Source organism: Sphingopyxis sp. (assembly GCF_036402335.1).
In the GTDB taxonomy this organism is placed as follows: domain Bacteria; phylum Pseudomonadota; class Alphaproteobacteria; order Sphingomonadales; family Sphingomonadaceae; genus Sphingopyxis.
In genome coordinates this window covers 1-10,447 of the sequence record NZ_DASWTD010000498.1, presented here as the reverse complement: position 1 = coordinate 10,447, position 10,447 = coordinate 1, and the positions used below count along the sequence as shown (strand labels likewise).

11 protein-coding genes and 1 pseudogene are annotated in these 10,447 nt (G+C 64.7%); 10 read left to right on the top strand and 2 right to left on the bottom strand.

Annotated elements, in window-relative coordinates; translation table 11 throughout:
• Positions 1–228 precede the first annotated feature (228 nt).
• Genes ispH through rnhA form a run of 3 tightly spaced genes read left to right on the top strand, consistent with a single transcriptional unit; the run spans position 229 to position 2,632 of the window.
• Positions 229–1,215: a 4-hydroxy-3-methylbut-2-enyl diphosphate reductase gene (gene ispH, locus VGD20_RS16285; protein ID WP_331135448.1), complete on the top strand. Its 987-nt coding sequence runs from the start codon at positions 229–231 to the stop codon at positions 1,213–1,215.
• Positions 1,215–2,177: a homoserine kinase gene (thrB, locus tag VGD20_RS16280; protein ID WP_331135447.1), complete on the top strand. Its 963-nt coding sequence runs from the start codon at positions 1,215–1,217 to the stop codon at positions 2,175–2,177. Before ispH ends, thrB begins: the two co-directional genes overlap by 1 nt.
• Positions 2,174–2,632 (top strand): ribonuclease HI, encoded by a 459-nt coding sequence (gene rnhA, locus VGD20_RS16275; RefSeq protein WP_331135446.1) that lies wholly within the window; start codon positions 2,174–2,176, stop codon positions 2,630–2,632. The genes thrB and rnhA overlap by 4 nt, the downstream gene beginning before the upstream one ends.
• 16 nt (positions 2,633–2,648) lie before the next feature.
• Here the strand turns inward: rnhA and VGD20_RS16270 are convergent, their stop codons facing one another.
• Together VGD20_RS16270 and VGD20_RS16265 are read right to left on the bottom strand one after the other, a co-directional pair.
• Positions 2,649–2,825: a YegP family protein gene (locus tag VGD20_RS16270; RefSeq protein WP_331135445.1), complete on the bottom strand. Its 177-nt coding sequence runs from the start codon at positions 2,823–2,825 to the stop codon at positions 2,649–2,651.
• 88 nt (positions 2,826–2,913) lie between these two features.
• Entirely contained in the window at positions 2,914–4,044 is a 1,131-nt protein-coding gene (locus VGD20_RS16265) for an FAD-dependent oxidoreductase (RefSeq protein WP_331135444.1), read from the bottom strand.
• A 99-nt stretch (positions 4,045–4,143) separates the two neighbouring features.
• Here VGD20_RS16265 and VGD20_RS16260 point away from each other — a divergent pair, with 99 nt between their 5' ends.
• The 7 genes and pseudogenes from VGD20_RS16260 to VGD20_RS16230 all read left to right on the top strand — a co-directional run.
• Entirely contained in the window at positions 4,144–4,632 is a 489-nt protein-coding gene (locus VGD20_RS16260; protein WP_331135443.1) for an A24 family peptidase, read from the top strand.
• A gap of 47 nt (positions 4,633–4,679) precedes the next feature.
• Entirely contained in the window at positions 4,680–5,717 is a 1,038-nt protein-coding gene (gene cpaB / locus VGD20_RS16255; protein WP_331135442.1) for a Flp pilus assembly protein CpaB, read from the top strand.
• 1 nt (position 5,718) lies between these two features.
• The gene (locus VGD20_RS16250) at positions 5,719–7,278 is read left to right on the top strand and encodes a type II and III secretion system protein family protein (protein ID WP_331135441.1); all 1,560 of its coding nucleotides are present in this window, start codon (positions 5,719–5,721) and stop codon (positions 7,276–7,278) included.
• Between the two features lie 25 nt (positions 7,279–7,303).
• A complete protein-coding gene (locus tag VGD20_RS16245; protein WP_331135440.1) occupies positions 7,304–7,948 on the top strand; it encodes a CpaD family pilus assembly protein in 645 nt (214 codons plus the stop codon).
• A complete protein-coding gene (locus VGD20_RS16240) occupies positions 7,945–9,222 on the top strand; it encodes a pilus assembly protein CpaE (protein WP_331135439.1) in 1,278 nt (425 codons plus the stop codon). The genes VGD20_RS16245 and VGD20_RS16240 overlap by 4 nt, the downstream gene beginning before the upstream one ends.
• A gap of 57 nt (positions 9,223–9,279) precedes the next feature.
• Complete coding sequence (locus tag VGD20_RS16235) at positions 9,280–10,248, top strand: type II secretion system F family protein (protein ID WP_331135438.1); 969 nt, start codon at positions 9,280–9,282, stop codon at positions 10,246–10,248.
• A gap of 13 nt (positions 10,249–10,261) precedes the next feature.
• A pseudogene (locus VGD20_RS16230) lies at positions 10,262–10,447 on the top strand (type II secretion system F family protein); the annotation flags it as partial.

Genomic DNA, 10,447 nt, shown 5'->3' with positions numbered 1-10,447 from the left:
CCGCCACCATCGCCATGGCTGCCGTGCCGCAAAGCACGGTCACGAACTTACGCGACGGAAACGAAATGGACATCATGATAATCGGACTTTCCAAACAGGCACACTGGCAGGCATCGGGACGGTGATCCCGCTTCATGCGCGCCGCTTCTTATCGGTGCGATGAACAAGGCGCAACATAGACGAAGCCGCTTTACCGCAACGCGCCTGCTGCGCTAGAGCGCGCGCATTATGAACGCTCCCTATCCCATGACGCGCGCCGAAGGCAGCGAAGCGGCAGAACTCAAGGTTTTGATCGCCGCACCGCGCGGTTTTTGCGCCGGGGTCGACCGGGCGATCCGCATCGTCGAGCTGGCGCTGCAGAAATATGGCGCGCCCGTCTATGTCCGGCACGAAATCGTTCACAACCGCTATGTCGTTGACTCGCTGAAGGCCAAGGGCGCGATTTTCGTCGAATCGCTCGACCAGGTTCCCGATGGCGTGCCGGTGGTCTTCAGCGCGCACGGTGTACCAAAGGCGGTTCCGGCAAAGGCGGAGATGCGCGGGCTCGACTATATCGACGCGACCTGCCCCCTGGTGTCGAAGGTGCACCGCCAGGCCGAGCGTGCGCATGAGACGGGGCGTCACATCGTCTTTGTCGGCCATGCGGGTCATCCCGAAGTTATCGGTACGCTCGGCCAATTGCCCGACGGCGCAATGACGCTGGTCGAATCGGTCGACGATGTGGCGGCATTGTCGCCGCCCGATCCCGGCATGCTGTCCTTCCTGACCCAGACCACCCTTTCGGTCGACGATACGCGCGACATCATCGCGGCACTGCAGCATCGCTTTCCCGCGATCAGCGGCCCGCGCGGCGAGGATATCTGTTACGCAACGTCGAACCGCCAGGATGCAGTGAAAGCGATCGCCGGCCAGTGCGACCACATGATCGTGATCGGAGCCCCGAACAGTTCGAACAGCCTGCGGCTGGTCGAGGTCGCCGAACGCCTCGGCACCCCCGCACACCTCGTCCAGCGCGGAACCGATGTCGATCCGGCCTGGCTCGCCGACATCGCGACGCTGGGCATCACCGCCGGGGCGAGCGCGCCCGAGACGCTCGTCCGCGAAGTGATCGACGCCGTCGCCGCGGTCCGCGCCATTACCGAAGAGGTGGTTGTTACCGCCGAAGAGAATATGGTCTTCAAACTGCCGCGCGGGCTCGAACCGGCGGCGGCCTGATGGCGGTCTACACCCACGTCGAACCCGACGATCTCGCCGCGCTCGTCGCCCGCTACGACATTGGCACCGTCCTGTCGTGCAAGGGCATCGCCGAGGGCGTCGAAAACAGTAATTTCCTGCTCGAAACGACGGGTGGCCGTTTCATCCTGACGCTGTACGAAAAGCGTGTCAGCGAAGGCGACCTGCCCTTTTTCGTCGACCTTCTGAACCATCTTGCCGAGAGCGGCTGCCCGGTCCCCGCGATGCTGCGCGACCGCGACGGTGTCGCAATCCAGCGCGTTTCCGGCCGCGCGGCTTGCGTCATCCAGTTTCTGCCGGGCATCTCGCTGACCCATCCGACACCGAACCAGTGCGAAGCTGCGGGCGCCGCGCTCGGCGCAATGCACCGCGCGCTTGAGGGCTATGCCGGTTCGCGCACCAACAGCATGGGACATCGTCACTGGGCAGCGGTGGCCACGGCAACCGGCGATCTCGATGCGGTGTTGCCCGGCTTGCAGGCAATCGTCGACGACGAACTCGCGCATCTCGATGCGCACTGGCCAGCGGATCTGCCGGCGCACGTCATCCACGCCGACCTGTTTCCCGACAATGTGCTGATGCTCGGCGACCGGGTGACCGGCCTCATCGATTTCTATTTCGCCGCGAGCGATTTCCGTGCTTACGATCTTGCCATCACCCATGCCTCCTGGGCTTTTTCGGCCGACGGCAACCACTGCGATCCGGCATGCGCGCAAGCGCTGATGCGCGGCTATGCAGGCGAAGTCGCGCTGACCGACGCAGAGGTCGCGGCGCTCCCGCTGCTGGCGCGCGGCGCGGCGCTGCGCTTCCTGCTGACGCGCGCGCACGACTGGGTGCACACCCCTGCCGACGCGCTGGTCACGCGCAAGGATCCCTCGCCCTTCCTCGCGCGCCTGCAACGCTACAGCGCGCCCGACGCCGCCAGCCTTTTCGCCGCCGCATGACGACGGGCACGGGCAAGACGGTGATCGTCGCCACCGACGGCGCGTGCAAGGGCAACCCCGGTCCGGGCGGCTGGGGCGCGGTCCTGCGCTGGGGCGACGTCGTAAAGACATTGTCGGGGGGCGAGCCCGAGACGACGAACAACCGCATGGAGTTGCTGGCGGCGATCGAGGCGCTCGCGGCGCTCAAGCGCAGCTGCAACGTCGAACTTTCGACCGACAGCGTCTATGTCCGCGATGGCATCACCAAATGGATTTTCGGCTGGCAGAAGAACGGCTGGAAAACCGCAGCGAAAAAGCCCGTCGCCAACGCCGACCTGTGGCAGCGGCTCGTCAAGGAAAATGCCCGGCACAAGGTCGAGTGGCTGTGGGTGAAAGGCCATGCGGGGCATGGCGACAATGAACTTGCCGACCAGCTCGCGAGCGACGCGGCCCTGGAAATCGCGCGGGCGCGCTGAACGCCCGCGCGACACATCAATCCTCGTCGCGGACTTCGGCGCCAGGGCCGTTTTTCAGGATCGATTCAATCGCATTCTTGGCCGATGCCTTGCTCGAATAGCCTTCGGTCCAAAAGATCGGTTCGCTGTTATATTTGAAATAGGCAACGAACTCGCCGGCCTTGTTCTTCTTAATCTCGAAATAATGGGCCATGAAATCCTCCACTCGTCATGCCCGCGCCGGGAGTGACGCGACGCGGCCATGTTAAGCCGGGCGGCTTCACGCGCAACCCGCCAGATGATCAGCCGAAACGCGACGGTGCGTAGGGCACCGGATCGACGCGCCCAATGGCCCCCTCGGGCGGCGGCGCGCCAAGCCGAGCTGCCAGCAAAGCGGAGATGGCGGGCGCGGTCTGGATGCCGAAGCCGCCCTGCCCTGCACACCAGATGAAGGCCGATTCGTGTGGATCGGCGCCGAAAACAGGGCTTCTGTCCGGAGCGAAACTGCGCAGTCCCGCCCATTTGCGCTCGACGGCCGCGATCGGCCAGTCGACCACCGACTGCAACCTGTCGATCGCGAGGGCAACGTCATATTCCTCAGGCGCAGCATCGTGCGGCCCCGTCGGCGTCTCGTCGTGCGGACTGAGCCAGATGCGCCCCTCGCTCTCGCCCTTGAAATAGAAATCGCCGCCGACGTGGACGACGAGCGGCAAGTCGGCGGGAACCGGCACCCCGAGCCGTAACTGGACAACGGTGCGGCGGAGCGGCTGGATGCCCAGCGGCGCAATATCGCAGGCCGCGGCAACCCGGTCAGCCCACGCCCCCGCAGCATTGACGATTAGCGCCGCATGGACATTTCCTCCGCCCAGCCGGACGTCCCAGCCGCCGCTTGTCCGGCGCGCGGACACGAGCGGCGCGCGCGTGGCCAGCACGGCGCCCGCGCGCTGTGCCGCGCGCAGGTAAGCGGCATGGAGACGGCCGACGTCGATGTCGCTGCACGCAGCCTCGAAGGCAGCCTCGCTCCATGCAGGACGCACGCCCGGAATCTTGTCGGCAATTTCATCGGCACCGATGCGCGAGACCGCGACGCCCTTGGCGAGGAATTCGGCCGTGAAGGCGTCGACTGCAGCGGCTTCGGACCGCTGGCCCAGCGTCAGCGCGGTGCGCGGCGACAGGAAGCCACGGTCGGAAAACCCGGGAGGCGGGTGATCGAGCGTGGCGAACGATGCGGCCGACAATGGCTGCACCCCTGCCCCGCCATAGCTTTCGTGCCAGAATGCGGCCGAGCGACCCGTCGCGTGATAACCCGGCGCCTCCTCGGCCTCGACCATCAGGACGCGGCGCCACGGTGCCAGCGCCGCCGCCAGGCTGGCGCCCGCGATGCCCGCGCCGACGATCAATATATCGGTGGCGGAGGGCGGCTTGTCGGTCATGCCCGCCGCATATCGGCTGGCCCGGCGAATGCAAGCCATCCCGGCCTGCCCGCGCACATGGTTACTCTTTGGTAAGCCATATTGCGTAGGAGAAAGCCGATGGATAGCGGCACAATCTCGCTTGGCCTGATGGTCATACTCGGACTGTTGATGATTGCCGCGGCGGTCAGCGACATCCGGTCGCGGTCGATCTCCAACGAACTCAACGCTGCGATCGCGCTGCTGGCCATCCCTTTCTGGATCGCCGGCGGGCTGGCGCTATGGCCCGGGGTCGCGGTCCAGTTCGGCGCCGCCTTTGCGGTCTTTCTGGTCTTTGCCGGATTGTTCGCGATCGGCGCGATGGGCGGCGGCGATGTCAAGATGATCGGCGCGGTGATGCTCTGGATCCCGCTTCCGCTGTTCATGCCCATGCTCATGGTCATGGCGGTCGGCGGCGGCATCCTGTCGGCCGTGATGCTTATCCATATGAAATTGCGCCCTTCGGAAAAACCGGTCGAGGTTCCCTACGGGGTGGCCATCGCCGCAGCGGGCCTTTGGGCGCTTCACCAACAATATCTTAACCAGTTTCAGGGTATCGGTTCAACCTGAGGGCAAGCACCGCCGTTTCCGGTTGGTGCAGGAGGCGAAAAATCGTCATGGATACGCGAAAGATTATGCTGATCGTCGGCGCGCTGGTCATTGCCATCGGCGCGGCATTCGGGGTCAATCAGATGATGCGCGGGGCCTCGGCTCCGCCGGCCCGCGCGGCCGCGGCACCGGAAATTACCGGTCCGATGATCCTTGTTGCAACACGGCAGCTGCCGGTCGGCACGATTATCGGGCCTGACAGCTTCCGGTTCCAGCCCTGGCCGAAGGATCTGGTCCAGAAGGCCTATTTCCTGAAGGACAAGACCGACGTGAACACGCTGGTCGGCACCGTCGTCCGCTATCCGATCACCGCGGGCCAGCCGCTGACGCAGGGTGCGCTCGTCCATCCCGACGATCGTGGCTTCCTTGCGGCGGCGCTTGGCCCCGGCATGCGCGCGGTGACGGTCAAGGTCAGCCAGGAACAGGGTGTCGCCGGCTTCGTCTTTCCGGGCGACCGCGTCGACGTGCTGCTGGCCCAGACCATCGAGGTCAAGGAAGGCAGCTCCTATCCCGACGAACAACTCTTCACTGCCGAAACGATCGTGCGCAACGTTCGCGTGCTCGCGACTGACCAGCGTTACGATGCCGAGGATGAAACCGGCAAGACTCCGGTTCGCACCTTTGGCTCGGTGACGCTCGAAGCGACGCCCGAACTCGCCGAACGCATCGCGGTCGCGCAGAGCATGGGCAAATTGTCGCTCGCGCTTCGTCCGCTCGCCGAAAGCAGCGGCGAACTGGAATCCGCCATCGCCTCGGGTGACATCAACGTCCCCGAAAAGGGCGGCGCCGCAGCCGAACGCCGTATGCTGGCGCAGGCCCAGGCGCGCCCGTCGACCGCCAAGACGGCGACGACGGGCGGCGATGTTTCGCGCTTCTGGATCCCGGTGAGCGGCCGCGTCGGCGGCGGCGGGCGCCAGCAGCCGATGGTGAGCAGTGCACCGGCAGTATCGCCGGGGCGGGGATATGCATCGGGCTACGGTGGCGGACCGGTCGTTCGCGTGACACGCGGCGACAAGGTCACCGAAGTCCCGGTTGGGGGTAAGTAAGATGAATAGCAAAGCCAATTTCAAGGCAGCGGCTCTTGTCCGCACCCTGGCCATCGGCCTGGTTGCAGCCGCCCTTGTCTCCGCTCCATCGCAACAGGCGGCGGCGCAGGCGACCCAGAACGCGAACAGCAGCATCGACCTGTCGGTTGGTCGCGGCCGCCTGATCAGCCTTCCCGCGTCGATGTCCGACGTTTTCGTCGCCAACGACGAAGTCGCCGACGTTCAGGTCCGTTCGGGTCGCCAGCTCTATATCTTCGGCAAAAAGCCGGGTGAAACCAGCATCTATGCCACCGATGCCAGCGGCCGGGTCGTCTATTCGACCGTTGCGCGCGTCGGCAACAATATCGAGACGATCGACCAGATGCTGTCGCTGGCGATGCCCGAAGCGAGCGTTTCGGCCAACACGATGAACGGCTTCGTGCTGCTCACCGGGACAGTCCAGTCGCCCGACGACGCGGCCGAAGCCGAACGCCTGGTCCAGGCTTTCGTCGGCGAAGGCACGAAAGTGCTCTCGCGCCTTCGCACCGCGACGCCGTTGCAGGTCAATCTGCAGGTACGTATCGCCGAAGTGAACCGGACGCTGGTCAAGGAAATGAGCGGCAACCTGCTGACGCGCGACAAGGACGGCGTGCTGGGTAACGGATTCCTCGGCGGCATTTTCGGCGGCCGTACCGCCGGAACGATCACCGACATCCCCTATCCCACGGCGGTCTTCCCCGGCAGCCCGGTTCCCCGGCCATATGATCCCGTTACCGGCCAGCCGGTCACAAGGGCGATCATGGGCACGAACTATCAGTTCAACGCACCCACTTCGGGCGGGCGAAGCCTCGCCGGCGCCGGACGCCTGTTCGGGCTCGACCTGATGGCCTCGCTCGATCTGGGCGAACGGTCGGGCATGGTCGTCACCTTGGCACAGCCGAACCTGACCGCGATTTCCGGCGAAACCGCCGACTTCCTCGCGGGCGGCGAATTTCCGGTTCCGATCCCCGGCAACCTTGCCGGTACGACGATCGAATATCGCAAATATGGTGTCAGCCTGGCCTATACGCCGACGGTGCTGTCGAATGGCCGCATCAGCCTCCGCGTTCGTCCCGAAGTGTCGGAGCTGTCGACCGAGGGCGCGATCGAGATGGAGGGATTCCAGATCCCCGCGCTGACGATCCGGCGCGCCGAAACGACGGTCGAACTCGGATCGGGCGAAAGCTTCATGATCGCGGGCCTGATGAACAACCGTTCGATCGGCGCGCTCGACAAGCTGCCCGGCCTCGGCGACGTGCCCTTGCTCGGTATGTTGTTCAAATCGGACAGCTTCCGCCGCGGCGAGACCGAACTGGTAATCGTGGTGACGCCGTATCTGGTCAATCCGGTGTCGGCGAACGACATCAAGCTGCCGACCGACGCTTACCAGAATGCGAACGACCTTCAGCGGCTCCTGCTCAACCAGGAAAGCAACGGCGTGACAGGCGGTGACCGGCCGAAACCGCGGCTCGACACCAGTGTCGGCGATGCCGATCGCCCACGGGGCACCGGCGATGCGGCGCCGGGCTTCAGCATCAAGTGACGTGCCGGATTTCAGGAGCAAAGTGATGAAGAAAATCGCAACTTGGACGGTCCTGGCCCTGGCCACGTCGGTCGCCGGATGCACGGGCACCGCCACCAGCAACACCAGCCTCGATTCGGTCCACCAGCCCGTCGTACGCAACTCCATCCATCAATTCGACGTTGCGGCCTCGAACGGAGAACTCGCGCCCAGCGAGCAGGGCCGCCTGCAAGGCTGGCTCGATGCGATGGGGGTTCGCTACGGCGACCGTATCGCGATCGAGGATCCGTCGGTCTATGGCGCCAGTTCGGCGCAGGCGACCGTCCGGTCGATGATCGAACGCCGCGGCCTGCTGATGAGCCGGGACGTACCGGTGACCACCGGCGCCGTGCCGCAGGGCCATCTGCGCATCGTCATCACACGCGCGTCAGCCTTTGTTCCGGGGTGTCCCGATTGGGCAAGCAAATCGGCGATCAACGTCGTCAACGCAACCTCGTCGAACTATGGGTGCGCGACGAACAGCAATCTGGCCGCGATGGTCGCCGATCCCAATGACCTGATCAAGGGCGCGCGCAACGACCGCACCGATCCGTCGGCGGCGACGCGAGCCATCCGCACTTATCGCGAAAAGCCCCAGACCGGCGCAGGCGATCTCACCGCATCGGCAACCAGCAAGGAGGGCAGCCAGTGAACGCTCCATTCAAAATGGCGGGACTGCGTGATCCCTTCAACGCCTTCGTGTGCGACGACGATACGCTGGAGCTGATCCGCGCCGCGGCCAGCGACATGGGTTGGCCGATCGAGAAATGCAACAAGGGCGGCCTGCGTAACGCGGTGCAGTCACTGTCGGTTTCCGCCAGCCCGAACATCCTGTTCGTCGACATGTCGGAATCGGGTGATCCGATCAACGACATCAACGCGCTCGCCGAAGTTTGCGAGCCCGGCACGGTCGTGATCGCGGCCGGTCAGGTGAACGATGTCCGCCTGTATCGCGATCTGCTGTCGAGCGGAATCCAGGATTATCTGCTGAAGCCGCTGTCGCTCGAGCAGGTGCGGGAATCGCTGACCATGGCGCAGGCCATGCTGACGGCACCCAAGCACGCCGACATGCTCGACGACAAGCCGCACCACATGATGGCGGTCGTCGGCGTACGCGGCGGCGTGGGCGCATCGCTCGTGTCGACTTCGCTCGCCTGGGCGATCAGCGAGCAGGCCGGCCGCCAGACGGCGCTGCTCGACCTCGATGTCCATTTCGGCACCGGCGCGCTGACGCTCGACCTCGAACCGGGCCGCGGCCTGATCGACGCGATCGACAATCCCAGCCGTATCGATGGCCTGTTCATCGAACGCGCGATGGTGCGGGCGTCGGACAAGCTCAGCCTGCTGTCGGCGGAAGCGCCGATCCACCAGCCCGTGATGACCGACGGTTCGGCCTTTTTCCAGCTGGAAGAGGAACTGCGCGGCGCATTCGAGATGACGATCGTCGACATTCCGCGCCAGGTCCTGATCCCCTTCCCGCACCTCGTGTCGGAAGCGGGTACGATCCTGCTCGTCAGCGATGTGACGCTCGCCGCAGCGCGCGACACGATCCGCCTCCTCTCGTGGTTCAAGCAGAACGTACCCGGCGCGCGCGTCGTGCTGGTCGCGAACAAGTTCCAGAACGCGATCGGCGAACTGTCGCGCAAGGAATTCGAATCCTCGATCGAACGCCAGATCGACATCGTCATTCCGTTCGATCCGAAAATGGTCAGCCAGTCCGCCAAGCTCGGCAAATCCTATGCCGAAATCTGCAAAGGCACGAAATCGGCACAGGTATGGGGCAATCTGATGCGCCTGATCCTCGACGGCGCCGACGTCGAAGCCGAGGAAGCGCAGATTACTGGCGCAAAGGGCAAGTCGGGCGGCGGCTCGTTGCTCGGCAAGCTCGGCCTGATGAGCAAGAAGGGCGCGAAACAGCCGGCGTGACGGCCCGCATGACGGGCCGTCACCTCCACCAGCGATAGAAGCGGACATCAGCCGACCATGAACCTGCCAGTCATCCTTATCATCGCCGGGGCCTTCCTGGCCTTTGCCCTCCTCGTGCTTCTGCTTGGCGGCCCATCGGTCGGCAAGGCGAAGACGCGGCGGCTGGCGATGGTCAAGGACCGCCACGCAGCATCCACCGAGGCGGTCGTGGCGGCGCAAATGCGCAAAACGATTGCGTCGGGCAGCAAGGCGGATTCGGCGCTGACCAGCCTGTTGCCGCGCCGCGAAGAGCTGGAGAAGCGAATCCGCCGCACGGGCAAGAGCTGGACGCTGACGCAATATATGCTCGCGTCGATGGCCATTTTCGTCGTCGTGACCGGCGCGATGCTCGCGGTGCGCGCGCCGATGCTGATGGCCGGGTTGGTCGGCCTGATGCTGAGCCTCGGCCTGCCCTATTTCGTCGTCGGCCAGACGATCAACCGCCGCGTCAAGCAGTTCAACGCCCGCTTCCCCGACGCGATCGACCTGCTCGTGCGCGGTCTGAAATCGGGCTTGCCGGTGACCGAGACATTCCAGGTCGTCAGCCAGGAGCTTCCGGGCCCCGTCGGCGAAGAATTCAAGGCGGTCATCGAACGCATTCGCATCGGTAACACGATGGAAGCCGCGCTCCAGGAATCGGCGACGATGCTCGGCACACCCGAATTCCAGTTTTTCTGCATCACGATCCAGATTCAGCGCGAAACCGGCGGCAATCTTGCGGAAACGCTGGCGAACCTGTCGGACGTACTGCGCAAGCGCGCGCAAATGAAACTCAAGATTCGCGCCATGTCGTCGGAAGCAAAGGCCTCCGCTTATATCGTCGGCGCCTTGCCTTTCTTCGTCTTTGGCGTCGTCTGGTCGATGAACCCCAGCTATCTTGCGGGATTCTTCTTTGAAGAGCGCCTGATCATCGCCGGCATCGGCGGCCTGATCTGGATGAGCATCGGCGCCGGTATCATGGCCAAGATGATCAGCTTCGAAATATGAAGGGGCAGAACCAGTGAACAGCAGCCTCCTTCTTTCGTCGGCCTTCACCGGCGCGCAGCGCGGCCCGACGCTGCTCGGCGTCGATGTTGTCTGGGCCGGCACGATGCTGGCCGCGGTCGGTGTGTTTGCGGTGCTGTTTGCCCTTTACAGCGCGCTGACCGTCCGCAACCCGATGACCAAGCGTGTCAAGGCGCTCAAC

Coding starts and splice junctions, on each gene's coding strand:
- VGD20_RS16250 (WP_331135441.1), top strand. CDS start 5,719: ATGAATAGCAAAGCCAATTTCAAGGCAGCGGCTCTTGTCCGCACCCTG.
- cpaB (WP_331135442.1), top strand. CDS start 4,680: ATGGATACGCGAAAGATTATGCTGATCGTCGGCGCGCTGGTCATTGCC.
- VGD20_RS16260 (WP_331135443.1), top strand. CDS start 4,144: ATGGATAGCGGCACAATCTCGCTTGGCCTGATGGTCATACTCGGACTG.
- VGD20_RS16270 (WP_331135445.1), bottom strand. CDS start 2,825: ATGGCCCATTATTTCGAGATTAAGAAGAACAAGGCCGGCGAGTTCGTT.
- ispH (WP_331135448.1), top strand. CDS start 229: ATGAACGCTCCCTATCCCATGACGCGCGCCGAAGGCAGCGAAGCGGCA.
- VGD20_RS16235 (WP_331135438.1), top strand. CDS start 9,280: ATGAACCTGCCAGTCATCCTTATCATCGCCGGGGCCTTCCTGGCCTTT.
- VGD20_RS16245 (WP_331135440.1), top strand. CDS start 7,304: ATGAAGAAAATCGCAACTTGGACGGTCCTGGCCCTGGCCACGTCGGTC.
- rnhA (WP_331135446.1), top strand. CDS start 2,174: ATGACGACGGGCACGGGCAAGACGGTGATCGTCGCCACCGACGGCGCG.
- thrB (WP_331135447.1), top strand. CDS start 1,215: ATGGCGGTCTACACCCACGTCGAACCCGACGATCTCGCCGCGCTCGTC.
- VGD20_RS16265 (WP_331135444.1), bottom strand. CDS start 4,044: ATGACCGACAAGCCGCCCTCCGCCACCGATATATTGATCGTCGGCGCG.